Genomic DNA, 25,542 nt, shown 5'->3' with positions numbered 1-25,542 from the left:
GCGAGGATAAAAAAATGGCAATGATGCAGGAATTCAAAGAATTCGCGATGAAGGGGAATGTGGTCGATCTGGCGGTCGGTGTGATCATCGGCGGCGCCTTCGGCAAGATTGTCGATTCGCTGGTGGCCGACATCATCATGCCGCCGATCGGCAAGCTGTTTGGCGGCCTGGATTTTGCGAACTACTACATTCCCTTGAATGGCCAGGCCGCGAGCCTGAGCCTGGCAGAAGCCAAGAAACTGGGCGCGGTCTTCGCGTACGGCAATTTCGCCACCATCCTGCTCAACTTCGTCATCCTGGCGTTTGTGATCTTCCAGATGGTGCGTTTGATGAACAAGGCGCGCACGCTGGGTCACAAGCAGGACGAGGCCGCCGCTGCCGCTGCGCCACCGCCGCCGACCCCGGAAGACATCGTGCTGCTGCGTGAAATCCGCGATTCCCTGAAAAACAAATAACTTCAAGCCGCCCCACCGGGGCGGCAGGCTGGACTTGCGATGCGACGACTCTGGTTATTGTTTGCGCAAACGGTGACCGTCGTATTGGCACTGTATTTCGTTTATATGGCGGTTGGCCGCGAGCGGCCGGCGCCCGTGCGCGTGCAGCAGATGGGCAGCGTCGACCATCCGGCGGCAATGCTGGAGGCCGGGCCGGCCAAGCCACCCGCATCGGCGGTGGGCTCGTACCGCGCGGCGGCGGCGCGTGCCATGCCGGCCGTGGTCAACATCATCACCAGCAAGAAACCCAAGCGCGGCAAGCATCCGCTGCTGCGCGATCCCTTCTTTAAAAAATTCTTCGGCGACCGCGACGAGGACTCGGACGACGAATCCAGCCTGGGTTCGGGCGTGATCGTGTCCGGCCAGGGCTACATCCTGACCAACAACCACGTGGTGGAAGCAGCCGATGAAATCGAGGTGGTGCTGGCGGATGGCCGCAAGGCTGCTGCCAAGCTGGTGGGCACCGATCCCGAGACCGACCTGGCCGTCATCAAGATCACCCTGGACAAGCTGCCGGTGATCGTACTGGGGCAGGCCGAGCAGGCGCAGGTCGGCGACGTGGTGCTGGCCATTGGCAATCCGTTTGGCGTGGGCCAGACGGTGACCATGGGCATCATCTCCGCGCTGGGCCGCAACAACCTGCACATCAACCATTTCGAGAATTTCATCCAGACCGATGCCGCCATCAACTTCGGCAATTCGGGCGGAGCGCTGGTGGATGCCAACGGCAATCTGCTGGGCATCAACTCGGCGATTTATTCGCAGACCGGTGGTTCGGTCGGCATCGGCTTTGCGATCCCCGTATCGACCGCCAAGAACGTGATGGAAGCCATCATCAAGACCGGCCACGTGGTGCGCGGCTGGATCGGCGTCGAGACCCAAGAGATTACGCCCGAGCTGGCCGCCAGCTTTGGCCTGACGCGCCAGAGCGGCGCCATCATTGCCGGCGTGGTGCGCAACGGCCCGGCTGACAAGGGCGGCATGAAGCCGGGCGACATCCTGCTGTCGGTGGACGACAAGCCGGTGGCCGACACCAACAGCATGCTCAACCTCATCGCCCAACTCGCGCCGGGCGGAAAAGCTAAAATGACGGTCCTGCGGAAAAACCGCGAAACCACGCTGGACATCACGGTCGGCAAGCGCCCGGCCAATGCGAAATAAGGACACCATGCATCTGCGAGACCTGACCCAATATCTGCGCGAGCTGGCGGACAACAACAACCGTCCCTGGTTCATCATGAACAAGCCGCGCTACGACATCCTGCGCGAAGAATTCCTGCAAGTGGTGACCGAGATGATTGCCGAGCTGGGCAAATTTGATCCCCAGGTCAAGTTCAGCAATCCCAAGAAAGCCATGTTCCGCATCAACCGCGACGTGCGCTTTGCGCATGACAAGCGGCCGTACAAGACGCGCTTCTCGGCGGCGGTAGCGCCCAACGACATGCGCCGGCCAAGTAAGGCCGGCGGTCCGACCTACTACATGCACATCGAAGGCGACGGCAAGCTGCTGTTTGGCGCCGGCGAATACATGCCACCGCCGCACCGCCTGAAAGCGCTGCGCCGCCATATGGTCGACGACGCGGCCGGTTTCCGCAAGGTGCTGAAAAACAAAAAGCTGGTGGCCACGTTTGGCGACATCCAGAACGAAGGCAAGCTGCAGCGTCCGCCGAAAGGCTTCGACCCCGAGCACGAGCACATCGAATACATCAAGCTCAAGAGCTTCTTCGTGTGGACCGAGATCGACCTGCCGCTGAACCAACCAGAAAAACTGGTACCCATCCTGGCAGCCGGCTTGAAAGACGCCTACCCGCTGGTGACCTGGATGCGCGAAGCCAAGTCCGACGAAGAAGAATAAAAATCCGGGGTCTAAAGATCCGGGGTCAGTTCTTGCAATCCAACACGAGCTCAACCTTAGCTAGCTGCTAGGGTTGAGCTCGTGTTGGATTGCAAGAACTGACCCCGGAATTTATTCGTCTCGGGGGTCGCGGGATAGCAAACGGCTCACCATCGCTTGTGGCTGGTCGCCATCGAATAGCACGCCAGCGACGGCGTTGGTGATTGGCATGTCGACGCCACGGCGCGCGGCCAGTTCGCGTACGGCTTTGGCGCACGGTACGCCTTCGGCGACGTGGCCCAGCTCCTGTACGATCTGATCCAGCGGCTTGCCTTGCGCCAGCCCCATGCCGACGCGGCGGTTGCGCGAGAGGTCGCCGGTGCAGGTCAGGATCAGGTCGCCCATGCCGGTCAGGCCCATGAAGGTTTCGGTCTGGCCGCCCAAGGCTACGCCCAGACGGGTGATTTCGGCCAGGCCACGCGTAATCAGTGCGGCGCGCGCGTTCAGACCCAAGCCCAGGCCGTCTGCAGCGCCGGTGGCAATCGCCAGCACGTTTTTCACCGCGCCGCCCACTTCCACGCCGACCAGGTCTTCGCTCGAGTAGACGCGCACGTTGCCGCCATGGGCGGTCTCGACCACGCAGGCGCGCAGCGCGGCGGAGTCGGAGGCGATCGTCAGCGCACACGGAAGGCCTTTGGCCACTTCCTGCGCAAACGAGGGACCGGACAGGGCGCCGCCTGCCACCGTGTCGCCCAGCACTTCGCGCACGATCTGGTGCGGCAGCAGGCCGGTGTCGTATTCGAAGCCTTTGCACAGCCACACCACGTTGGGAATCGGCCGGCCTTTGAGTTGCTGCAGCAGCGGGCGCAAGCCGGCCACCGGGCTGGCGGCAATCAGCAGGCTGCCGGGCTCGGCCACGTGGGCCAGCGCCGCGTCAAAGTCGCTGGCCACTTGCAAGCGGTCCGGGAAGGCATAGCCGGGCAGATATTCGGCATTCACGCGGGCGCGGCCCATTTCCTGCAGCGCCGCCGCATTGCGGCCCCACAGCAGGACGTCGTGACGCTGTGCCAGCGCCATGGCCACGGCCGTGCCCCAGGCGCCTGCGCCAAGCACGCTTACCTTGCGGACGGCGTCCGCCTGTTTAGTCTTCTCTTGCATGGGATCTCATTCGGCGCGTGGGAAGGCGCCGCTACGGCAATTATATGCCCCAGATTTCGGAACTCTTGACGAAACCGGTCAGGCCGTCGCGATGGCGTACCTTGATCCAGCCGCTCGCCACCGATTCCACCAGTTCCAGCAGCACGCCTTTGTCGGCGGTAAATGCAGCATTGGCGGCGTCATCCGGCGTGGCGCGAACTTTCAGATTGGGCGTCTTGACGATGAGGGTGCGCTTGGCGCTCAGGCCCTTGGCCTCGGTCCAGGCCAGTTCGCCGTTGACGTCACGGACTTTGAGCCATTCGCCATAGGCCACCACCACTTCCAGCGGGGCGCCGCGCGGCACAACAAACAGTTTGGCCCCTTTGGTCGATGGCGCGTCGTACAGGATGACGGGTGCTGCGCCTACCGATTTGAAGTCGTATGCCTGGCTGCCGGCAGCGGCCAGCGTCATGGTCAGAGCAGCGATCAAACGGGGAAAAGTCATGGCTTACCTTGAGAGGGGGAAAACTGCCGCCGGACGAGCGCCCGGCGGCGTATGCAGCAACAGCTTAGTGGGTCGCGTCAGCGGCTGGGGCAGCAGCGGCTGCTTCAGCGATCGCTTGTTGACGCTGCTGGTAGAACACTTCGAAGTTGATCTCAGCCAGGTGCACTGGCGGGAAGCCGGCACGGGTGATCACGTCGGCGATGTTCGCACGCAGGTATGGATAGACGATGTTCGGGCAGCCGATACCCAGCAGTGGGTCCAGTTGTTCTGCAGGAATGTTGCGGGCTTCGAAGATGCCAGCTTGCTTGCCTTCTACCAGGAACGCCACTTTGTCTTTGACTTTGGCGGTCACGGTGATGGTGACGGTCGATTCGAAGATGCCATCGGCCAGCGGCTCAGCGCCAACGTCCAGGGCTACTTCGATGGTCGGGGCTTCCTGTTCCAGGAAGATCGCCGGCGAATTAGGTTGCTCCAGCGACAGGTCTTTCAGGTAGACGCGTTGGATTTGGAATACTGGTTGCAGATTTTCTTCAGACATGGAACGCTTTCGTTATAGTGAAAACGAGCGGCTTTATCAAAATAAGGCCACTCCGGATGATGTTTGCTTGGTATGGCCAGAAGACAGCTCAAATCAAACGCGAGGGCAATTGTATCAAAACCGATAAGGTTTTAAAGGCTTTCCACCCGGCGCTCGTTGTATTTGAGGACCATTAGCCATTTAACAAGGGCGACAGGCCGCCCGCTTGATCCAGCGCATACAAATCGTCAAAACCGCCGACATGGGTGTCGCCGATATAGATTTGCGGCACGGTGCGGCGGCCGGTCTTTTGCATCATCGTCATGCGTTGTTCCGGATCCAGGTCGACGCGGATTTTTTTCAGGGCTGTCACGCCCTTGGATTCCAGCAGGCGTTCGGCGCGGATGCAGTAGGGGCACACTGCGGTGGTATACATGATCACTTCGGCAGTCATGATGCTTCCTCCCAGTTATTTAGCCAGCGGCAGGCCGGCTTTTTGCCATGCGGCAATGCCACCTTCCAGGTTGACCACGTCAGCAAAACCGGCTTTGGCCAGCTTGCCTGCTGCGGCCGAGGCGCGTGCGCCGCTTTTGCAGACCACGATCACGGCACGGCTTTTGAACTTCTCCAGCTCGCTGATGCGCTTGTCGAGGTCAGCCAGCGGGATATTCTTGGCTTCCGGCAAGTGGCCTTCAGCGAATTCCTTGGCATCGCGTACATCCAAGATGGTGGCTTTACCGCGATTAATCAACATCGTCACGTCTTGCGGGCTGCCGCGTTTGCCGCGTTGGGTCAGCGCTGGCCACAGCAGGGCGCCGCCCGAAACCAGCACGATGGCGATGAGGAAAATATTGTCAATGAAGAATTTCACAGGAATCCAATGGTTGAACTTAATCCGCGCATTATAAAATAGAAGCTGTATGAGCATTCAAAGCACCGGTTTTCCAACTTTTCCTGAAAAGATAGTCCACATGTACAAAATCGTTTTCATGCGCCATGGCGAATCCACCTGGAACCTGTCGAACCGCTTCACCGGCTGGACCGACGTTGACCTGACCGAAAAAGGCATCAATGAGGCCAAGCAGGCCGGCAAGCTGCTCAAGGACGGCGGCTTTACCTTTGACCTGGCGTACACCTCGGTGCTCAAGCGTGCCGTGCGGACCCTGTGGCTGGCGCTGGACGAAATGGATGCGATGTATCTGCCAATCAAGAACGACTGGCGCCTCAATGAGCGTCACTACGGCGCCCTGCAAGGCCTGGACAAGGGCGAAACCGCTGCCAAGTACGGCGACGAGCAGGTGCTGGTCTGGCGCCGCAGCTACGACACGCCGCCGCCAGCGCTGGAAGCGACTGACGACCGCGCCTCGTTCAACGATCCGCGCTACGCCGGCCTGAGCAAAGAGCAGATTCCGCTGACCGAATGCCTGAAAGACACCGTGGCGCGCGTGGTGCCGGTGTGGGACGAGGAAATCGCCCCGGCCATCAAGGCGGGCAAGAACATCATCATCTCGGCCCACGGCAACAGCCTGCGCGCGCTGATCAAGATGCTGGACGGCATCAGCGACAGCGATATCGTCGGCCTCAACATTCCTAACGGCACCCCGCTGGTCTACGAGCTGGACGAAAACCTCAAGCCTATCCGTCACTACTACCTCGGTGACGCCGATGCCATCGCCGCTGCGCAGGCAGCTGTCGCCAACCAGGGCAAGGCCAAGTAATTTGTTTTCTTCTTACCCTCGTGGAAGCACAGCAGCAGCCTTGCTGCTGATGCTGTCGATCGGCGCCCATGCGGCGCCGTTCGGCAAGATGACCGAGCGCAGCAAGCAGAAGGCTGCTGCCGAGGCTGAACGCGCCGGTGTGCAGCAGAAGCTCAGTGTGCTCAAAAAGGACATCAGCAAGACCGAATCCGCCAAGGACGATGCGGCCGACACGCTGGCCGAGTCGGAGCAGGCGATTTCGGACGCCAACCGCGCGCTGCGCGACCTGCAGCAGGAGCAGGGCGATACCAATACCAAGCTGCAACAGCTGTCGGGCGAGCACGACCGGCTGGCGGCCACGGTCGCCCAGCAGAAACAGCAGCTGGCCAAGCTGCTGCGCGAGCAGTACGTGGCGGGCAATGAAGACCGCATCAAATTGCTGCTGTCCGGCGACAACCCCAACCGTATCAACCGCGATTTGCAGATGCTGGCTTACGTCTCGCAGGCGCAGGCGCGTCTGCTGGAGTCGCTGCGTAGCAACCTGAAGGCCGTCGAGGTCAACCAGGAAGCCGCGCAGAACGCCAAGGACGAGCTGGAAGAGATCGCCGAAGAACAGTTGCAGCAGAAAGCCAAGCTGGAGCAGGAAAAAGGCCGCCGCGCGGCCCTGCTGTCCACCTTGTCGAAGAAGCTGGTGGCCCAGCGCAAGGAAGCGGGCAACCTTGAACGTGACGAGCAGCGCATGACGGGCCTGGTCGACAAGCTGGGCAAGCTGATCGCCGAACAGGCCGCAGCGGCCGCAGCCGAGAAAAAACGCCAGGAGCAGGTCGCGGCCGCCAAAGCCGCCAAGGCCAAGGCGGATGCCGAAGCGCGCGCGCTGGCGAAAGCCAAGGCGGCGGAGGCGGAACGCCAGCGTCTGGCCAACAAGGCCAACAACAGCAAGTCCGGCACCATCAAGCCAGCCGTGCCGAACCCGGCGGACGCGATCGACGCCGACGAACCGAAAGTGGCGGCGATCAAGCCGTCGCCGGCACCGGTACCGGCGCCGCGCGAAGAGGAGACACCGCCGCCCGCCAAAGCCGCCGATATCGCACTGGCGCCGGCCGCCCCTGCGGGCGCTTTCGCCAGCATGAAAGGCCAGCTGCGCTCGCCCGTAGCAGGCAAGGTGGCCGCCAAATTCGGCTCGCGCCGCGGCGATGGTCCGAGCTGGAAAGGGGTCTTCATCCGCGCCAGCGAAGGCGCCGATGTGCACGTGGTCGCTGGGGGGAGGGTCGTGTTTGCCGACTGGCTGCGCGGCTTCGGCAACCTGATCATCATCGATCACGGCGGCCAGTACATGAGTATTTACGGCAATAACCAGTCGCTGCTCAAACGGGCCGGCGACATCGTCAAGGCCGGCGACTCCATCGCCAGCGCAGGTAATAGCGGTGGCAACGAGGAATCGGGGCTATACTTTGAACTTCGCCATCAGGGCGCGGCATTCGATCCGGCTGGCTGGGTCAAGTTTTAGGATTTGCGGAAAAAATGGGCAACAAAGTCAAGAGCATCGGCCTGATCGGCCTCGGTATGGTGGCTGGTGTTGCCGCCTCTTTCCAGTTTTCCGCGATTGCGCAAAAAGTCACCGGCGCCCCATTGCCGCTGGAAGAACTGCGCCAGCTGTCCGACGTGTTTGGCCTGATCAAGACCGATTACGTTGAAAACGTCGACGACAAGAAGCTGCTCACCGAAGCCATTTCCGGCATGGTGTCCTCGCTGGACCCGCATTCGGTCTACCTCGACAAGAAGGCGTTTCGCGAAATGCGCGAGACCGTGGCCGGCAAATTCGTCGGCATCGGCGTGGAAGTGGGCCTGGAAGACGGTTACATCCGGGTCGTCTCGCCGATTGAAGACACGCCCGCGTTCAAGGCCGGCATCAAGGCGGGCGACCTGATTACCCGCATCGACGGCACGCTCATCAAAGGCATGTCGCTGGATGAATCGGTCAAGAAGATGCGCGGCGAGCCGCGTTCCAAAGTCAGCGTCACCATCAGCCGCAAGGACGAGGACAAGCCGCTGGTGTTCAACATCGTGCGCGAAGAAATCCGCGTGCAGAGCGTCAAGGCCAAGATCGTGGAGCCGGGCTATGCGTGGGTACGCATCTCGCAGTTCCAGGAACCGACCGTGGACGACATGGCGAAGAAAATCACCGCCCTGTATCACCAGGACCCCAACATCAAAGGCCTGGTGCTGGACCTGCGCAACGATCCGGGCGGCGTGGTGCCAGGCGCGATCGGCGTTTCCGCGGCCTTCCTGCCGAAGGACTCTGTCATCGTCTCGACCAACGGCCAGCTGCCGACCTCCAAGGAGACGTTCTACGGCCGCCAGGAATTCTACGCGCCGCGAGCCAAGGTTGATCCCTTGTCCAAGCTGCCGGCCGGCCTCAAAGATGTGCCGATGGTGGTGCTGGTGAACGCCGGCTCCGCGTCGGCGTCGGAAATCGTCGCTGGCGCGCTGCAGGATTACAAGCGCGCCACCATCATGGGCACGCAGACCTTCGGCAAGGGCTCGGTGCAGACGCTGCGCCAGCTGACCGCCGATACCGCCGTCAAGCTGACCACCGCGCGTTATTACACGCCGAAGAACCGCGCCATCCAGGCGCGCGGCATCACGCCGGACCTGCTGGTGGACGAAACCGAAGGCGGCGATGGCCTGGAGCGTCTGCGCGTGCGCGAAGCGGATCTGCAAAAACACCTGGGCAACGACAAGGACCCGGAAGGTGACGCCAAACGCGATCTGCTGGAAGACGAGCAGCGCCTGGCCGCAGCGGCGAAGAAAACCAAACCGGTGGAATTCGGCTCCCGGGACGACTTCCAGCTGGCGCAGGCGATCAACCACTTCAAGGGCCTGCCGGTCAAACTGTCGACGGCGGACGCCAAGCCCGCCAGCGACATTGGCGAAACCAAGCCGGATACTAAGCCAGATAGCAAGCCAGATACCCAGCCGCTGCCCAAACCCAAGACCAAATAAACCCATGCGCGCCAACGCCGCATAGAGACGATGAACGACTCACAATTGCTGCGCTACTCGCGCCACATCCTGCTTGACGAAATTGGCATCGAAGGCCAGCAGAAGCTGCTGGCCGCGCACGCGCTGGTGATCGGCGCCGGCGGCCTGGGTTCGCCGGCCGCCATGTACCTGGCCTCGGCCGGCGTCGGCCACATCACGCTGGTCGACAACGACACGGTCGACCTGACCAATCTGCAGCGCCAGATCGCCCATACCACCGGCCGCGTGGGCCAGCCCAAGGCCGAATCGGCGCGCCTCACGCTACAGCAGATCAATCCCGACATCGCCGTCACCGCGCTCAATGAACGCGTGGACGACGCCCGCCTGCATGCACTGGTGGCGCAAGCGGACGTGGTACTGGACTGCACCGACAACTTCGCCACCCGCCATGCGGTGAACCGCGCCTGCGTGGCCGCGCATAAACCGCTGGTATCGGGCGCCGTGATCCGCTTTGATGGCCAGATCAGCGTATTTGATCCCCGCAGCGGCGCACAACCTTGCTATTCTTGCTTGTTCCCGCAGGATCAGAAATTTGAAGATGTAGCCTGCTCCACCATGGGCGTGTTTGCGCCGCTGGTGGGGGTGGTGGGCGCCATGCAGGCGGCCGAAGCGCTCAAGCTGCTGATGGGCGTGGGCGGTTCGCTGGCCGGGCGCCTGATGATGTTGGATGGTTTGCATATGGAATGGACGAGTATTGGCGTGGGCCGCAATGGCGATTGCCCGGTCTGCGCCGCCAAAACTAACTAATGGGAGAATCACTTTGCTGACGAAACGTCTCGCTGTACTGCCGCTGACCCTGGCCCTGACCGCCGCCTTTGGCGCGCAAGCCGCCACCACCACCAAATACCTGATCATCTCGGAAAACGCCAACAAGCAGATCGGCCAGCAGGTGGTCGAGCATCTGGATGATGGCCTGACCAAGGTCGCCTTCATCTACAAGGACAACGGCCGCGGTCCGGAACTGGCGGAGCAATTCCGCCTGGGCGCGGACGGCACCATGACCGAATACTCGGTCAAAGGCAATTCGACCTTTGGCGCGGTGGTGGACGAGCAGTTCTCGCGCAAGGGCGACAAGGCGCAGTGGAAATCGACGTCGGAGCAGGGCGAGAAAACCGTCAGCGGCCCGGCCGCCTATCTGCCGCTGAACAGCTCTTTCGAAGTGGCCTCGGTGGCCATCGCCGCACTGGCCAAGGCGCCGGACGGCAAACTGCCGCTGCTGCCATCGGGCACGCTGTCGCAGCGCGTGCTCGATAGCGTGGAAGTCACCAGCGCCACAGGTCAGAAGCAGAGTGTGAATCTGGTCGCGCAAACCGGCGTCGGCCTGTCGCCAGCGTTCTACTGGACCACCACCGGCGACAAGCCACGCCTGTTCGGCATCGTGATTCCGGGCTTTGGCAATATGCTGGAAGAAGGCTGGCAAGCGGCGGCACCGCTGCTGGCCAAGCACCAGAAGGCTGCCGAAAGCCAGATGCTGACCGATATCGCCGCCAAGCTGCAGCATCCGCTGACCGGCCTGACCGTGGTGCGCAATGCGCGCATCTTCGACAGCGAGAAAGCCATCGTCGGCCAGCCCTCCGATATCTATGTGCTGCGCGGCCGCATCACCGCCGTGCTGCCTGCCGGTTCGCCGGTGCGCGACGCCGACAACACCATCGACGCCGCCAACCGCATTGTGCTGCCTGGCCTGTTCGACCTGCACGGCCACGTGGACCGCTGGTCCGGTACGCTGAATATGTCGGCCGGTGTTACCAGCGTGCGCGATATGGGCAACGACAACAAGCAGCTGCAAGCCATGCTGGACGAAACGGCGGCGGGCAAGCTGATGGCGCCGCAGGTGGTGCCAGCCGGCTTCCTGGAGGGCGAGAGCCCGTACAGCGCCAACAACGGCTTTGTCATCAAGGACCTGAAAGGCGCCAAGGATGCCATCGACTGGTATGCGGAACGCGGTTATCCGCAGCTGAAGATTTATAACTCCTTCCCGAAAGCCATCCTGAAGGACACGGTGGCCTATGCCCACAGCCGTGGCATGCGCGTGTCCGGCCACATCCCGGCCGGCCTGCGCGCGCAGGAAGCGCTGGACGCGGGCTACGACGAGATCCAGCACATCAACCAGGTGCTGCTGAACTTCCTGGTCAAGCCGGATACGGAAACCCGTAACCTCAACCGCTTCGTGCTGCCGGCCGAAAAGGTGGCGGACATGGACTTCAATTCCAAGCCGGTCAAGGACTTCGTCGCTTACCTGGCCAAGAAGCAGATTTCGATCGATCCGACCATGTCCACCTTTGCCTTCCTCAAGCAGAAGGACGGCGATGTGAACGAGCCTTACGCGGCGTTCGCGTCGCACATGCCGCCGGACGTGGCGCGCGGCTTCAAGGTCGCCACCATGAAGATCGAGGGCGACGCGCAGCTCAAGCGCTATGAGAAGTCCTACGCCAAGATGGTGGAATTCGTCGGCATCATGTACAAGGCTGGCGTGCCTATCGTCGCCGGAACGGACGATATCCCGGGCTTTACCTTGCATTCCGAGCTGGGGATGCTGGTCAAGGCCGGCCTGACGCCGGCGCAGGCGCTGCAGGTGGCGACCCGCAACGGCGCCCGCTACACGCGCACCACCAATGACCGTGGCAGCATCGCACCGGGCAAACTGGCCGACCTGGTGCTGGTGGACGGCGATCCGACCAAGAACATCGAGGACGTGCGCAAGGTGTCGGCGGTGGTGACCCGTGGCTATGTGATCTACCCGCAGGAGATCGACGCAGCGCTGGGCATCGCGCCGTTCGTCGGCGATGCGCCGAAAGTGGCGAAAAATGCGGCAGCGGTGGCCGAAGTTTACGGCGGCAGTAACGAGGGCGCCCTGAACCGCATTGAAACCAGCGCCCGCAAACGCGATTAAGGCGTAAGGTCGGGTAAAGAAACGGTCATATTAAGAGCGTTTTAAGGGGCAAAACGGATAAATCACGGCAATAGTCGCTATTGCCGTGATTCCGCCTTATACTCTGCACTCATTTTTATTTGTTATCAAATTATGAAAAAGTTTTCCGTCCGTCGCCACGTCCAACGCGGCTTTACGCTGATCGAAATTATGGTGGTGGTGGTCATCATGGGCGTGCTGGCCGCGCTGGTGGTGCCCAAGCTGCTGAGCCGTACCGGCGAGTCCAAAATCGCTGCGGCCAAGGTGGATATCGCCACCATCATGCAGTCGCTGAAGCTGTACAAGCTGGATAACCAGCGCTACCCGACCACCGAACAGGGCCTGCAGTCGCTGCTCGAAAAACCTACCAGCGGCCCGGCTGCCAATGGCTGGAAAACGGGCGGCTACCTGGAGAAAATGCCGAAGGACCCGTGGGGTAATCCCTACCAGTACCTGTCGCCAGGTATCAAGGGCGAGATCGACGTGTTCTCCTATGGCGCCGATGGCCAGCCTGGCGGCACCGGCGACGACGCCGACATCGGCTCCTGGGAAAACTAAGCTCGCAAGGGACAGCAGATCATGCGCGCCGGCCAGCGTGGCTTCACGCTGATCGAATTGCTGGTGGTGATGGTCATTTTGGGCATCACGCTGGGACTGGTATCGCTGAACGCGATACCGGGCCGGCAGCAGTCCTTGCAGCAGGACGCCAAGCGTGTCGCGCTGCTGCTGCAACTGGCGCGCGATGAGGCCATCGTCCGCAACCGCCAGATCGCTTTCGAGGCCACGCCCGACAGCTACCGCTTCCTGGTCCGCAACGACAACAAGCAGTGGGAGCCGCTGACCCAGGATGACCTGCTGCGTGAACGGAATTTCAAAAATGGGCCGCTCACGCTGATGCTCGATCCTTTGCCACCCATCCCTGAACCCACACTGCGCATCGTCTTCGGCCGCGAGCCGGTCGACAAGCCGTTTACACTGAACATGATGGCTGGCGAAGGTGCCAGCGTCACCATACGCGCCGATGGCATCGGCCACTTCACGGTGGACTAGCATGCGCCGCCGCTCCTCCCATCAAGGCTTCACCATGCTGGAAGTGCTGGTCGCGCTGATGATCGTGGCGACGGCGCTGATCGCCTCGCTGCGCGCCGTCGGCAGCCTGACCGCCAACAGCGACGGCCTGCGCGCCAATATGATGGCCACCTGGTCGGCCGAAAACCGGCTGGTGCAGGTGCGCCTGGCCAAAGTCTTCCCGCCGATCGGCAAGCAGACCTACGAATGCCCGCAGGGCGACCTGCTGCTGATGTGCGAGGAGGAGGTCATCGCCAGTCCGAATCCGCGCTTCCGCCGGGTGGAAGTGAGCGTGTATGCCGCTGACCATCCGGAGCGCCGCATTATCAAGCTGGTCCAACTGGTATTGAATTCATGACGTCCCGTGCGCGCGGCTTTACGCTGATCGAACTGCTGCTGGCGATTTCCATTCTGGCCATCATCGCCGTGCTGGGCTGGCGCGGCCTGGATAGCATCGTGCGTTCGCGCGCTACCCTGAACAACGATATGGAGCAGACGCGCGGGCTGCAGCTGGCGTTCGCGCAGATGCAGAGCGATTGCGAAAACCTGGCCAGCAGCACGCTGCTGCGCAACCGGCCCTTCCTGCAGGCGGAAGACAACCGCATTACGCTGGTGCGGATGGTGCTGGGCGAGAACCAGCCGACGCGCTTGCAGGTGGTGTCTTACCGCGTGGCGAACGGCGTTCTGACGCGGCGCGAGTCCAGCTACACGCGCGACCTGACGCAGCTGGATGTGCTGTGGCAGGCGGGACTCAGCGACAATGACCCGTCAGCGGCAGTGGCGCTGCAATCCGGGCTGCAGAATATGTCCATGCGCCTGTGGGTGCCGTCGCCGGGCGCCGCGCCTGGCAGTAACACCGGTTCGGGCGGCTGGCGCAACGCAAACGGTGTATCGACTGCCGGCGGTCCGGGCCTGACGCTGCCGACCGGGCTGGAAGTATCGCTGGTTCAGCAGGCGCAGACGGTGCCGCTGGTGAAGGCTTTCCTGCTGGGGGCACTGTGAAGCTGAAGCGTCAACAAGGCGTGGCAGTCATCACGGCGCTGCTGCTGACTACACTGGCGGTGACGATTGTGACCAGCCTGTTCTGGCTGCAGCAGGTGCAGGTGCGTTCGATGGAAAATCAGCGCTTGCAGTTGCAGACGCGCTGGATCTTGCGCGGAGCGCTGGATCTGAGCCGCTTGATTCTGAACCAGGACGTGATGGATTCGCCGAATTTCACGCAGCTGAACGGTGTGTGGGCGACGCCATTGGAGGAAACCCGGCTGGATGATTACGTGGAGCGCGAACGCCTGCAGGGCGAAAGTTTTAACGCCACGCTATCTGGCCGCATGACGGATGCCCAGTCGCGTTACAATCTAGGCAACCTTGCAAGCAACCGGCAAATCAACACGGCCCAGCTGGAGATGTTTCAGCGCTTGCTGGAGAATCTGCGGCTGGATACCGGCATGGCGCGCGGCGTCGCCGATCTGGTGGCCAACGCGCAGCCAGTGGCGGTGGTGCCGAATACGGGTGGTGGTGGCGGTGGCATCAGCAATCCTTCCAGCGGTGTCGGCGGCGGTGGTGGTGGTCCCAGCAATCCGCAAAGCGGTAGCGGCCCGCAGCAACCGGCCGCGCAGTCGTCGGGCAGCGCGGAGCCGATCGGATTGGTGCGGGTGGAGGACCTGCTGGCGGTGAGCGGTTTTGCGCCGCCGGCGATTGAACTGCTGCGTGACTATGTCATTATCCTGCCGACGGATAAGGTGACGCCGTTGAATGTGAATACGGCGCCTGCCGAGCTATTGTCGGCGCTGGTGCCGGGACTGTCGTTGTCGGATGCGGCAGCCATGGTCAGCGCCCGCAAGACGGCGTATTACCGCGACAAATCCGGCTTTACGTTCGTGCCGCAGATGGCGAACCATAGCGTGAAGGTGGACTGGGACGTGCGCAGCGACTACTTCCTGGCCTATAGCCGGGTGCGACTGGACCGCGCCTCGCTGGAGACGCAGTCCATGCTGGTGCGGCCAGGCAGATTACCGGCTACTACCGTGGCCTGGATAAGGGAATACTAGAACAGCGATGAACGAAAGCGAGCTCCTTTGACTACATTATTTATCCGCTATCCGGCCAAGGCCAGCGTCGACAGCGGCGCCGCCCAGACCTGCCCGTTCGCGCTGGTGGGCGACGGCGGCAACCTGCTGCAGCAGGGCGCATCGCCGCTGGGGAATCTGGCGGACCTGGTTGCCTCATCGCGTCGCGTGGTGCTGCTGCTGGCTGCTGCGGATGTGACGCTGTTGCGCGTCAAGGCGCCGCCGCTGTCGGCCGCCAAGCTGAAGGCCGCATTGCCGGCGCTGGTGGAAGAACAGGTGCTCGGCGATCCGGCTGACTGCGTGCTGGCCGCCAGCGCTGCTGATGAAGAAGGCTTGCGTACTGTGGCCGTGGTGCAGCGTGCGTGGCTGGAGGTCTTGGTCAAAGCCTTGCTGGCGCAAGGCGCCCATGCGGTATCGGCGCTGCCGTCGCAACTGTGCCTGCCGTTCCAGCCGGGCGCTGTTTCCGCCACCGTGCTGCCGGGCGATGCGGGCTACGAGCTGGTACTGCGCCAGTCGCAGCTGGAAGGCCTGGGCCTGACGCTGCCGGCGCAACCGCAGATGGCGCTGCAAACCCTGCGGGCGCTGGCCGGCGAACAGGCGATGACGCTGTATCTGGCGCCGGCGCAGATGGCGCAATTTGCGCCGCTGGCCGCCGAGGTGCCGCATCTGACACTGGAAGAAGACCATTGGGCACACTGGGTGGCGGCCTCGCGCAGCGCGGGCCTGGATCTGGCGCCGGCACTGGGCACGGCCGGCGCAGCGTCGCGTGCGTGGCAGCTGTGGCGCTGGCCGGCGCGTATCGCCGTGCTGGCGCTGCTGGTCAACGTGATCGGTATCAATATCGAATGGATGCGCCTCAAGGGTGAAGCCAAGACGGTGGACCTGTCGATGAAGCAGACCTTCAAGTCGGTCTATCCCAACGAGCCATTGGTCGCCGCGCCGATGGACCAGATGGCCCGCAATATCCGCCTGGCCAAAGCCAATAGCGGTGAAGGTAGCGCCGACGAATTTGTCGCCCTGAGCGCCGGCTTTGGCGCAGCGCTGAGCAGCCTGCCGCGCCGCGACATCATCAGTGCGCTGGAATACAAAGACCGCGCACTGATCGTGAAAGTCAAACCGAATACCGTGGATGCGGCCATGATGGCGCAGCTGCGCTCCGCACTGGCGGGCCGCAAGCTGCATATCGACGAGTCGTCATCCTCCTCCTGGAAGATCCAGCCCGCAACCGCAGGAGCAAAATCATGAGTAAAGCGACACAAGACCTGCGCGCGCGTATCGACGCATTCTGGCAAGTCCGCACCGAGCAGGAACGCAAGCTGCTGCGCATCGGCGGTGCGGTGCTCGGCCTGGGCCTGTTTTATGGCGTGCTGGTTGGACCGGCGCTGGATGGCCGCGCCGAGCTGCACAAATCGCTGCCGCAGCTGCATCAGCAGGCCGCCGAGATGCAGTCCATGGCGCGCGAGGCGCAAGCGCTGAAAGGCCAGAACACCATTGCGCCGACACCCATGACGCGTGATGCGCTGAACGCCAGCCTGGCGGCGCGCGGACTGAATCCGCAATCGCTCAACATCACCGGCGAATACGCCAAGCTGCAATTCACCGGCGCCCAGTATGCCGGCGTGGTGGCGTGGCTGGACGCGGTCCGCACCGAAAGCCGCATCAACGTGGTGGACGCCAGCTTTACCGCGCAGGAGGCGCCGGGCGTGGTGAATGCCGCGCTGACGCTGCGTCAGGAAGTCCGATGAAGCGTGCCGTGCTATGGCTGCTGACCATCGCGCTGACGATGGCCTTGACGCTGCTGGTGTTCTTTCCGGCGGCGTGGCTGGGTTTCATTGTCGAGCAGCGCACCGGCGGCCGTTTGACGCTGGGAGATGCACAAGGTACGCTGTGGCGCGGTTCGGCGTTTATCGGCGGCGCGGCTGGCAACAACAGCCCCGTGACGCCCTTACTGCCGGGCCGTTTCAGCTGGAAGATTTCGCCGCTGGCGCTGGTCGGCATGGTTGACCTGCAGCTGGAGAATCCGGAAGCGCTGGCACAACCGGTGACTTTCCACGGCAGCTGGTCGCAATGGCAGTTGAGCCCATCGGCGCTGCTGCTGCCTGCCGAAGGCCTGGCCGGCCTGGGGGCGCCACTGAATACGGTAGCGCCCAGCGGTACCATGCGGCTGACCTGGACGGCGCTGCAGCTGGCGCTGGAAAACCGCCAGGTCAGCGTCAACGGCCGCACGACGCTGGAGATGACCGACATGGCATCGCGCCTGTCGTCGATCCGGCCGCTGGGCAGCTACAGCATGGCGCTGGACTGGCATGGCCAGCAGGCGCAGTTGACGCTGAGTTCCGTCAAAGGGCCGTTGCTGTTGCGCGGCCAGGGAAGTTTGAATAACGGCCGCCTGCAGTTTTCCGGGCAGGCCGAGGCAGCGCAGGGATACGAGGATACGCTGGCCAACCTGCTGAATCTGCTGGGCCAGCGCAAGCCAGGTAGCGACCGTAACGTCATCGCATTAGAGTTCCACTAAGATAAAGTCCGACTATGAAAAAACAGTCCGTTAGCAAAAACCGTCTTCCTGCGCTGCGCCGCCTGAGCGCAGGTGCGATGCTGTGCTGTGCGATCAGCGCCGCGCCTACCGCCGCCTTGCTGCTGCCAGCCCTGGCGCATGCCGCAGCAGATGACGCCGCGCTGAATTTTGTCGGCGCCGATATTGAATCGGTCATCAAGGCGGTGGGCCACTACACCAACATCACGTTCGTGATCGATCCGCGCGTGAAAGGCACGCTGACGGTGGTGTCGGAAAAACCGGTGACCAAGTCGCAGGCATTCAGCCTGCTGACTTCCGCGCTGCGCCTGCAAGGCTATGCGGTGGTCAGCGGCGACGGCTACGCCAAGGTGGTGCCGGAAGCGGACGCCAAGCTGCAGGCCGGACCAACCCAGGTCGATGCGCCGCAGGCCAAGGGCGACCAGATCGTCAGCCAGATTTTCCGCCTGAATTATGAATCGGCCGCCAACGTGGTGACGGTGCTGCGTCCCCTGATCTCGCCGAACAATACCATCAATGCCAACCCTGGCAACAACAGCGTGGTGGTGACCGACTACGCCGACAACGTCAAGCGCCTGGCGAAAATCGTCGCCGCGCTGGATGCGCCGGCAGTGTCGGACCTGGACGTGATCCCGGTGCGCTACGCAATTGCCAGCGACCTGGCAGCGATGCTCAATAAGCTCATGGATGCTGGCGCCGCCGGCAGCGGCGACGCCGGCAAGACCAGCGTGCTGGCCGACCCGCGCACCAACTCGCTGGTGCTGCGCGCGCCATCGCTGGCGCGCTCCAACCTGGCCAAGTCGCTCATCGCCAAGCTGGACCAGCCTACCCAGGAACTGGGCAATGTGCACGTGGTCTACCTGAAGAATGCGGAAGCGACCAAGCTGGCGCAAACCCTGCGCTCCGTGGTGACAGGCGAGGTCTCGCAACAGAACAATAGCAGCGGCACAGGAACGGGCACCGGCAGCGGTACCGGCCAGCAGAACAGCGGCAACAATGGCGGTGGCTTCGGCAACAACAACAGCGGCAACGCGGGTGGCGGTTCGTCGGGACCGAGCAATCCGCTGCTGAGCGGCTCCGGCAGCCAGCAGCAGGGCGGTGGCGGCGGCGCCGCAGGCTTCATCCAGGCTGACGCCAGCACCAACACCCTGATTATCACCGCGCCGGAATCGGTGTACCGCAACCTGCGTGCCGTGATCGACCAGCTGGACGCGCGCCGCGCGCAGGTCTACATCGAGTCGCTGATCGTTGAAGTCACGTCCGACAAAGTCTCCGAGTTTGGCGTGCAGTGGGTGGGCGCAACCGGTAACTCGAACAGCACCTACCGCGTGGGCGGCCTGCAATCGTTCACCACCGGCGGCACCAATAACACGCTGACCGCAGTTGCCACGGGCAAGGGCGCCACCCTGCCGACCAATGGCCTGTCCATCGGCATCTTCAAGAAGGTCGGCGATGCAATCGGCCTGGGCGCACTGGCGCACTCGCTGGAATCGGACGGCAACGCCAACATCCTGTCGACGCCCAACATGATCACGCTGGACAACGAGCTGGCCACCATCCGCGTGGGCAAGAACGTGCCGATTCTGACCGGCCAGTTCACCACCACCTCCGGCAACAACGCCAGCCCGTTCCAGACCATCGACCGCAAGGACGTCGGCCTGACGCTGAAAGTGCGGCCGCAGATTTCCGAGGGCGGCACCATCAAGATGGCGATTTACCACGAGACGTCCAGCGTGGATACCTCGACGCTGACGGCGCCGAGCGGCATTACGCTGAACACCCGCATCATCGAAAACAATGTGATTGCCGACGATGGCCAGATCATCGTGCTGGGCGGCCTGATTGAAGACACGGAAGGCGACGGCACCGACAAGGTGCGCGGCCTGGGCGACATCCCGATACTGGGCAACCTGTTCAAGTACCAGAAGCGCAGCCGCAACAAGACCAACCTGATGATCTTCCTGCGCCCGGTCGTGGTGCGCAGCAAAGAGCAAAACAGCACGCTGGCGGCCGACCGCTACGACTACATGCGTCTGCAGCAGGAAGCCATCCAGCCGCCGGAAGGTATCCTGGTCAAAGACCTGGGCCAGCCGGTGCTGCCGCAGCTCAAGGATGGCGCACCGCTGGGCGGCGCGTCGATCCGTCCGATTACCCCGGCGCCGCTGCCGAGCAAGGCTGCGCCTGGCGCGGCTGAACCAGTCAAGCAGCAGTGATATGAGTAATCTGCTCCCTTACGCCTTTGCCCGCGACTTCGTGGTGCTGGCCCAGCACAGCGAAGACGCGGAACACACGGTCGATGTGCTGGTGTGCGGCGCCACCGCGCCTGCCGCCATCGCGGAAGTATCGCGCCGTTTCGGCCGCATCCAGCTTAAGAACATGACGCGCGCCGATCTGGAAACCGCGATCGCTGCGGCTTACGCCAGCTCGGGCGGCAACGCCTCGATGGTGGCGGAGGAGTTTGACGCCGACCTCGATCTGACCAAGCTGCTGCAGGATGTGCCGGCGATTGAAGACCTGCTGGAATCGTCCGACGATGCACCAGTGATCCGCATGATTAACGCGCTGCTGACGCAGGCGCTGCGCGATGGTGCATCCGATATCCACATCGAGCCGTTCGAACAGACTTCGGTGGTGCGCTTCCGCGTCGACGGCACGCTGCGCGACATCGTCCGTCCGCGCAAGGCCATCCACGGTTCGCTGATCTCGCGTATCAAGATCATGGCGCAGCTGGACATCGCCGAGAAGCGCCTGCCGCAGGACGGCCGCATCACGCTGCGCATCGGCGGCAAGCCGGTGGATGTGCGGGTCTCCACGCTGCCGACCGGCCACGGCGAACGCGCCGTACTGCGTCTGCTCGACAAGGAAGCCAACCGCCTCGACCTGAACCACCTCGGCATGAGCGAAACCATGCTGCCGAGGTTCGACACTATGATCAATCAACCGCACGGCATTGTGCTGGTCACCGGCCCGACCGGCTCGGGCAAGACCACCACGCTGTATGCCGCGCTGTCGCTGCTGAACGCCACCACCACCAACATCATGACGGTGGAAGACCCGATCGAATACGACCTGGCCGGCGTTGGCCAGACGCAGGTCAATCCGCGCATCGACATGACCTTCGCCAAGGCGCTGCGCGCGATCCTGCGCCAGGACCCGGACGTCATCATGATCGGTGAGATCCGCGACCTGGAAACGGCGCAGATCGCGGTGCAGGCCTCGCTGACGGGCCACCTGGTGCTGGCCACGCTGCACACCAACGATGCCGCCGCTGCCGTCACACGTCTGCTGGACATGGGCATCGAGCCGTTCCTGCTGTCGTCAACCTTGCTGGGCGTGCTGGCGCAGCGCCTGGTGCGCAAGCTGTGCCCGAGCTGCAAGACCTTCGACGGCAAGCTGTGGCACGCGGTCGGCTGCGAACATTGCGGCCACACCGGCTATCAGGGCCGTGTGGGCGTCTACGAATTCCTCGAGACCACGGAGCACATCCGCGCGCAGATACACAACCGCGCATCGGAAGCGGAAATCAAGGCCACGGCCATCCACGACGGCATGCACACCATGCGTGACGATGGCGAGCGTTGGCTGGCCAGCGGCATGACGACCCAGGCCGAGTTGATGCGCGTGACCAAGGACTAAGGCGACACACCATGCCCGCATTTCGTTATGAAGCCGCCGATGCCGGTGGCGCCACCAAAAAAGGCGTACTGAATTCCGACAGCGCCCGCTCGGCGCGTGCGGAACTGCGCGCGCAGGGACTGGTGCCGCTCAAGGTCGATCTGATCGCCACGCAGGTGGATGCCTCGGGCGCCACGCGCAGCCGCGGCCTCGGCGAGCGCCTCAGCGCGACCGAGCTGGCGCTGTTCACGCGCCAGCTGGCCAGCCTGCTGGAAGCGGGACTGCCGCTGGAGCAGGCCTTCACCGCCTTGCTGGAGCAGGCCGAGCGTCCGTATCTGCGCGACCTGATTGCCTCGGTGCGGTCGGAAGTGATCGGCGGCGATTCGCTGTCGGCGGTACTGGGCCGCCATCCGCGCGACTTTGCGGAAATCTACCGCGCGCTGGTGGCGTCCGGTGAGCAGATCGGCCAGCTGTCGCGCGTGCTGTCGCGCCTTGCCGACTACATCGAGCGCCGCAACGCGCTGGTGCAGAAAGTGCGCCTGGCCTTCACCTATCCGGCGATTGTGACGGTGGTGGCGTTCTCCATTGTGATCTTCCTGCTGACCTACGTGGTGCCGCAGATCGTATCGGTGTTTGCCAACACCAAGCAGAAACTGCCGATCCTGACCGTCATCATGCTGGCGGTGTCGGACTTTGTGCGCCACTACGGCATCGTGGTGGCGATTGCCCTGATCGGCGCCTGGGTGATGTGGCGCCGCGCCTTGCAGAACCCGGCGCTGAAACGGCGCTGGCACACCTGGCTGCTGACGGCACCCCTGTACGGCAAGTTTGAACGCAGCCTGAATACCTCGCGCTTTGCCAGCACGCTGGCGATCACCACCGGTTCCGGCGTGCCGATCTTGCGCGCGCTGGAAACCAGCCGCGACACGCTGAACAACGTCGCCATGCGGGAGCTGGTGGAAGAGGCCAGCGATGCCGTGCGCGAAGGCGTGAGCCTGGCGCGCGCGCTGTCGGCGCAGAAGCATTTCCCGCCGATGCTGATACACATGATACGTGCCGGCGAAATCACCGGCGAATTGCCGGCCATGCTGGACCGCGCCGCCGCCGCCCAGGAATCCGACCTGGAACGCCGCACGCTGACCATTGCCGGCCTGCTCGAACCGGCGCTGATCCTGGCCATGGGCGTGGTGGTGCTGCTGATCGTGCTGGCCGTGCTGATGCCTATTATCGAAATCAATCAGCTGGTACGCTGATAAAGGACACCATGAAGCGTTTGCCCTTAATCGTTACTGTTCTCGCTGTGGTGCTGCTGTCGGCATCGCTGGCTTACTGGGGACTGCAGTTGTTCAAGCCGCAGCAGCGCGTGATTGCCGCGCCGCCGCCACCACCGCCCGTGGGCATCGACATGGATGCGGCCAAGGGACTGTTTGGCGGGCAGATCACGGTTGCCGCCGTCAGCAGCTACCAGCTTAAAGGCGTGGTGGCGGCGCGTGGCGAAGACAGCGCTGCCATCATCTCGGTCGATAACAAACCAGCGGAGGCGCTGGCGGTCGGCAAGGAGATCGTGCCGGGCGTGATCGTCAAGGAAGTACACCCGAGGCATGTGATCCTGTCCGAAGGCGGCGTGATCAAACGTCTCGACCTGCCTAGCGGTGACGGCGTCTCCAGCGGCCCCGCAAGCGGTCTGCCTGGCCCGGCGATGTCGCCGCAGCAGCCGGCCATGCCGGCGCCGCCGCCGGTGCAGCAGCCAGTGTTACAGCAAACGCCGCCCCAGGTGCCGGTACAACCACAACAAAATGCACAGACCACGCCGCAGCGTGGCATTGCGCCGATGGGCATTCCTCCCATCCCAACCCACGATAACTAGCAGGGTAGCCCATGGCTTATCTCCGATCACTGGCCGCAGCTTTATGCTGCGGTTTTTTCTTATCTGGCGCCTTGGCAGCGCAGCAGCCGCCGAATGCCACCTCGGTGGCGCCGGATGCGGCCATCAAGCCGCGCCCTAAAGTCGCGCTGGTGCTGTCGGGCGGTGGTGCGCGTGGCTTTGCCCACATCGGCGTGCTGCGCGCCTTGCAGGAGCTGCGTATTCCGGTAGACATCGTGGTCGGCACCAGCATGGGCAGTGTGGTCGGCGGCGCGTATGCGGCAGGCAGCTCGGTGGAACAGCTGGAGCAGCTGGTGCGCCGCACCGACTGGAATGCGGTGGTGGCGGACCGTCCGCCGCGCGATGAGCTGGTGTACCGCCGCCGCGAGGAAGACCTGCTGCTGCCGTCGCGGATCGAGCTGGGCGCGCATCTGGATGGCGTCTCGCTGCCGCCTGCCGCCGCCGGTAACGAAGCGCTGGAACTGGCGCTGAGCCGCGTCCTGCCGCCGGGCGCGCGCGACAAGCCCGCCAATCTGCTGCAGCTGCCGTTCCGTTCCGTGGCGTCCGACCTGGTGACGGGTGAGCTGGTGGAGCTGAACGACACGCCGCTGTTCCTGGCGATGCGCGCCTCGCTCGCGGTGCCGGGCGTGTTCGCGCCGGTGCGCGTCAATCAGCGCCTGCTGGTGGATGGTGGCTTGGTGCGCAACCTGCCGGTGGACGTCGCGCGCGAGATGGGCGCGGATATCATCATCGCCGTCAACGTTGGCACGCCGCTGGCGCAGGAGAAGGAACTGGTCAGCGCGGTCAGCGTGGCGCAGCAGATGCTGCAGATCCTGACCGAGCAAAACGTCCAGCGCTCGCTGAAAGAACTGCGCCCGGATGACATCCTGCTGCAGCCGGATCTGGGCGGCATCGGCTTCCTCGATTTCGCCCGCCATGAGCGCGCGATGAAAGAGGGCGAGGCCGCAGTGCGCGCCATGAGCGGCCGGCTGGTGGCGCTGGCCTTGCCGGAGGCGCAGTATGCGTCGTATGAGCTGGCGCGCTCCTCGGCGCCAGTGGCGATCGACCAGCCGGTGAGGCTGACCAAGCTGGAAGTGGCGCCCAGTGGCCGCATCAATCCGAAAGAACTGGAAATACAATCGGGCCTGAAGCTGGGGCAACTGGTGACCAGCGAGCAGGCCAACAAAGCGGGTAACCAGCTGTTTGGCCGTGGCGACCTGGCACGGGTGGAAACCGAAGTGCGCGATGACGAGAATGGCCGCAGCGTGCTGATTAAACCGACCGAAGCCGAATGGGCGCACAGCCGGCTGCGCGTGGGGCTGGAGCTGAGCAGCGACTTCACCGATAACAATGCGTTTGAGCTCAAGGTCATGCACGTGCTGTCGTCCCTGAACGACTGGGGCGCGGAGCTGCGCACCATCGGCCGTGTGGGCACCGAACGGGCGCTGACCACCCAGTTCTGGCAGCCGCTGGGCGTGGGCTCGCAGTGGTATGTGGCGCCGACGCTGGAATATGGCGCCTCGTCGACCGATCTGTTTGATTCCAGAGGACTGCGCCAGGCCCGCCTGGCCTACGATTATCAGGCGGCGTCGCTGGTCCTCGGGCGTCAGCTGGGACGCTGGGGCGACTTGCGCTATTCGCTGGTGCGCCAGCTGGCCAGGGGCCATTACTCGATACCGGAAGTGCTGGAAAAACAGCGCGAGACGCAGACCGTGCATGCGTTGACCTTCAACATCGATAGTCTGGACACGATCGCCTTCCCCACGCGTGGCACCCTGTTTACGCTGGATTGGCAGCGCGCGGTACAGAAGAGCGGCATCACTTCGCCGGCGCCGACGCAGCAGCGGGTGCAGGGGCTGGAAGCTTTCCATGCCGGCCGCTGGGCTGGCCACGTGTATGCGGAATGGGCGCGCAGCCAGGGTGGCGCGTCGGAGAATAACCTGGGCGGCTTCTTGCGGCTGTCCGGCACCACGCCTGATTCGGTACAGGGCAGCCGTACCATACTGGGGCGTATCGTGATGGCGCGCAGCATCGGCGCCATGCCGGCCGCCCTGGGTGGCGATGTGCGGCTCGGTTTCTCGCTCGAAGCGGGCGGCGCCTACAGTCCGCAGGACCCGCTGCGCTGGGGTTCGCTGAAGCAGGCGGCCAGTGCGTTTGTCGCGGTCGACACCCGTTTCGGCCCGCTGTACTTCGGCACCGGCACCACCAAGGGCGGCAACAGCAGCGCCTACCTGTTCCTCGGCCCTATCTGGTAATACC

26 protein-coding genes are annotated in these 25,542 nt (G+C 63.4%); 21 read left to right on the top strand and 5 right to left on the bottom strand.

The window, feature by feature from the left end:
* Window positions 1-14: 14 nt before the first annotated feature.
* Genes mscL through GTP58_RS11870 form a run of 3 tightly spaced genes read left to right on the top strand, consistent with a single transcriptional unit; the run spans window position 15 to window position 2,349 of the window.
* A complete protein-coding gene (gene mscL / locus GTP58_RS11880) occupies window positions 15-455 on the top strand; it encodes a large conductance mechanosensitive channel protein MscL (protein ID WP_072788109.1) in 441 nt (146 codons plus the stop codon).
* Window positions 456-494: 39 nt separating this feature from the next.
* Window positions 495-1,655 carry a Do family serine endopeptidase gene (locus tag GTP58_RS11875; protein ID WP_161077653.1) on the top strand — a complete coding sequence of 387 codons (1,161 nt, stop codon included), beginning with the start codon at window positions 495-497 and terminating at the stop codon, window positions 1,653-1,655.
* Window positions 1,656-1,662: 7 nt separating this feature from the next.
* A complete protein-coding gene (locus GTP58_RS11870) occupies window positions 1,663-2,349 on the top strand; it encodes a DUF2461 domain-containing protein (protein WP_161077652.1) in 687 nt (228 codons plus the stop codon).
* A 111-nt stretch (window positions 2,350-2,460) separates the two neighbouring features.
* Here the strand turns inward: GTP58_RS11870 and GTP58_RS11865 are convergent, their stop codons facing one another.
* The 5 genes from GTP58_RS11865 to GTP58_RS11845 all read right to left on the bottom strand — a co-directional run bounded on the left by GTP58_RS11865 (window position 2,461) and on the right by GTP58_RS11845 (window position 5,358).
* Window positions 2,461-3,486: an NAD(P)H-dependent glycerol-3-phosphate dehydrogenase gene (locus GTP58_RS11865; RefSeq protein WP_161077651.1), complete on the bottom strand. Its 1,026-nt coding sequence runs from the start codon at window positions 3,484-3,486 to the stop codon at window positions 2,461-2,463.
* 40 nt (window positions 3,487-3,526) lie between these two features.
* Window positions 3,527-3,970 carry an SH3 domain-containing protein gene (locus GTP58_RS11860; RefSeq protein WP_072788115.1) on the bottom strand — a complete coding sequence of 148 codons (444 nt, stop codon included), beginning with the start codon at window positions 3,968-3,970 and terminating at the stop codon, window positions 3,527-3,529.
* A 64-nt stretch (window positions 3,971-4,034) separates the two neighbouring features.
* Window positions 4,035-4,508 carry a protein-export chaperone SecB gene (gene secB / locus GTP58_RS11855; RefSeq protein ID WP_072788116.1) on the bottom strand — a complete coding sequence of 158 codons (474 nt, stop codon included), beginning with the start codon at window positions 4,506-4,508 and terminating at the stop codon, window positions 4,035-4,037.
* 172 nt (window positions 4,509-4,680) lie between these two features.
* The gene (grxC, locus tag GTP58_RS11850; RefSeq protein ID WP_072788117.1) at window positions 4,681-4,941 is read right to left on the bottom strand and encodes a glutaredoxin 3; all 261 of its coding nucleotides are present in this window, start codon (window positions 4,939-4,941) and stop codon (window positions 4,681-4,683) included.
* A 15-nt stretch (window positions 4,942-4,956) separates the two neighbouring features.
* Window positions 4,957-5,358 (bottom strand): rhodanese-like domain-containing protein, encoded by a 402-nt coding sequence (locus GTP58_RS11845; protein ID WP_072788248.1) that lies wholly within the window; start codon window positions 5,356-5,358, stop codon window positions 4,957-4,959.
* A gap of 100 nt (window positions 5,359-5,458) precedes the next feature.
* On the opposite strand from GTP58_RS11845, the gene gpmA reads away from it, so the two are divergent.
* The 18 genes from gpmA (at window position 5,459) to GTP58_RS11755 (ending at window position 25,538) form a co-directional block, all read left to right on the top strand.
* Window positions 5,459-6,205: a 2,3-diphosphoglycerate-dependent phosphoglycerate mutase gene (gene gpmA / locus GTP58_RS11840; protein WP_161077650.1), complete on the top strand. Its 747-nt coding sequence runs from the start codon at window positions 5,459-5,461 to the stop codon at window positions 6,203-6,205.
* A 49-nt stretch (window positions 6,206-6,254) separates the two neighbouring features.
* A complete protein-coding gene (locus GTP58_RS11835) occupies window positions 6,255-7,691 on the top strand; it encodes a murein hydrolase activator EnvC (RefSeq protein WP_161078129.1) in 1,437 nt (478 codons plus the stop codon).
* Between the two features lie 14 nt (window positions 7,692-7,705).
* Window positions 7,706-9,187 (top strand): S41 family peptidase, encoded by a 1,482-nt coding sequence (locus GTP58_RS11830; RefSeq protein WP_161077649.1) that lies wholly within the window; start codon window positions 7,706-7,708, stop codon window positions 9,185-9,187.
* Window positions 9,188-9,217: 30 nt separating this feature from the next.
* Complete coding sequence (locus tag GTP58_RS11825; protein ID WP_161077648.1) at window positions 9,218-9,973, top strand: HesA/MoeB/ThiF family protein; 756 nt, start codon at window positions 9,218-9,220, stop codon at window positions 9,971-9,973.
* 13 nt (window positions 9,974-9,986) lie between these two features.
* The gene (locus tag GTP58_RS11820; RefSeq protein ID WP_229215544.1) at window positions 9,987-12,119 is read left to right on the top strand and encodes an amidohydrolase family protein; all 2,133 of its coding nucleotides are present in this window, start codon (window positions 9,987-9,989) and stop codon (window positions 12,117-12,119) included.
* A 132-nt stretch (window positions 12,120-12,251) separates the two neighbouring features.
* Window positions 12,252-12,695 carry a type II secretion system major pseudopilin GspG gene (gene gspG / locus GTP58_RS11815; protein ID WP_072788121.1) on the top strand — a complete coding sequence of 148 codons (444 nt, stop codon included), beginning with the start codon at window positions 12,252-12,254 and terminating at the stop codon, window positions 12,693-12,695.
* Between the two features lie 21 nt (window positions 12,696-12,716).
* Window positions 12,717-13,187: a type II secretion system minor pseudopilin GspH gene (gspH, locus tag GTP58_RS11810; protein ID WP_161077646.1), complete on the top strand. Its 471-nt coding sequence runs from the start codon at window positions 12,717-12,719 to the stop codon at window positions 13,185-13,187.
* A gap of 1 nt (window position 13,188) precedes the next feature.
* On the top strand, window positions 13,189-13,563 hold the full coding sequence (gene gspI / locus GTP58_RS11805; protein WP_072788125.1) for a type II secretion system minor pseudopilin GspI: 375 nt from the start codon (window positions 13,189-13,191) through the stop codon (window positions 13,561-13,563).
* Entirely contained in the window at window positions 13,560-14,207 is a 648-nt protein-coding gene (locus tag GTP58_RS11800) for a type II secretion system protein J (RefSeq protein ID WP_161077645.1), read from the top strand. The genes gspI and GTP58_RS11800 overlap by 4 nt, the downstream gene beginning before the upstream one ends.
* Window positions 14,204-15,253, top strand: a complete 1,050-nt coding sequence (gene gspK, locus GTP58_RS11795) for a type II secretion system minor pseudopilin GspK (RefSeq protein ID WP_161077644.1) — start codon at window positions 14,204-14,206, stop codon at window positions 15,251-15,253. Before GTP58_RS11800 ends, gspK begins: the two co-directional genes overlap by 4 nt.
* Window positions 15,254-15,280: 27 nt before the next feature.
* Window positions 15,281-16,516 (top strand): type II secretion system protein GspL, encoded by a 1,236-nt coding sequence (gene gspL, locus GTP58_RS11790; RefSeq protein ID WP_161077643.1) that lies wholly within the window; start codon window positions 15,281-15,283, stop codon window positions 16,514-16,516.
* Complete coding sequence (gene gspM / locus GTP58_RS11785) at window positions 16,513-17,016, top strand: type II secretion system protein GspM (protein WP_072788134.1); 504 nt, start codon at window positions 16,513-16,515, stop codon at window positions 17,014-17,016. Before gspL ends, gspM begins: the two co-directional genes overlap by 4 nt.
* Window positions 17,013-17,786, top strand: a complete 774-nt coding sequence (locus GTP58_RS11780; RefSeq protein WP_161077642.1) for a type II secretion system protein N — start codon at window positions 17,013-17,015, stop codon at window positions 17,784-17,786. Before gspM ends, GTP58_RS11780 begins: the two co-directional genes overlap by 4 nt.
* Before the next feature lie 14 nt (window positions 17,787-17,800).
* The gene (gene gspD, locus GTP58_RS11775; protein ID WP_072788139.1) at window positions 17,801-20,017 is read left to right on the top strand and encodes a type II secretion system secretin GspD; all 2,217 of its coding nucleotides are present in this window, start codon (window positions 17,801-17,803) and stop codon (window positions 20,015-20,017) included.
* 1 nt (window position 20,018) lies between these two features.
* Complete coding sequence (gspE, locus tag GTP58_RS11770; RefSeq protein ID WP_161077641.1) at window positions 20,019-21,440, top strand: type II secretion system ATPase GspE; 1,422 nt, start codon at window positions 20,019-20,021, stop codon at window positions 21,438-21,440.
* An 11-nt stretch (window positions 21,441-21,451) separates the two neighbouring features.
* Window positions 21,452-22,672, top strand: a complete 1,221-nt coding sequence (gspF, locus tag GTP58_RS11765) for a type II secretion system inner membrane protein GspF (RefSeq protein WP_072788143.1) — start codon at window positions 21,452-21,454, stop codon at window positions 22,670-22,672.
* 11 nt (window positions 22,673-22,683) lie between these two features.
* Window positions 22,684-23,286 carry a type II secretion system protein N gene (locus GTP58_RS11760; RefSeq protein WP_161077640.1) on the top strand — a complete coding sequence of 201 codons (603 nt, stop codon included), beginning with the start codon at window positions 22,684-22,686 and terminating at the stop codon, window positions 23,284-23,286.
* Window positions 23,287-23,297: 11 nt separating this feature from the next.
* Entirely contained in the window at window positions 23,298-25,538 is a 2,241-nt protein-coding gene (locus tag GTP58_RS11755) for a patatin-like phospholipase family protein (protein ID WP_161077639.1), read from the top strand.
* Window positions 25,539-25,542 lie beyond the last annotated feature (4 nt).

It is taken from the genome of Duganella sp. CY15W (assembly GCF_009857555.1).
Lineage (GTDB): Bacteria > Pseudomonadota > Gammaproteobacteria > Burkholderiales > Burkholderiaceae_D > Rugamonas > Rugamonas sacchari.
Note: the sequence above shows the minus strand (reverse complement) of the source record. Positions and strands in the feature narration are given on the sequence as shown.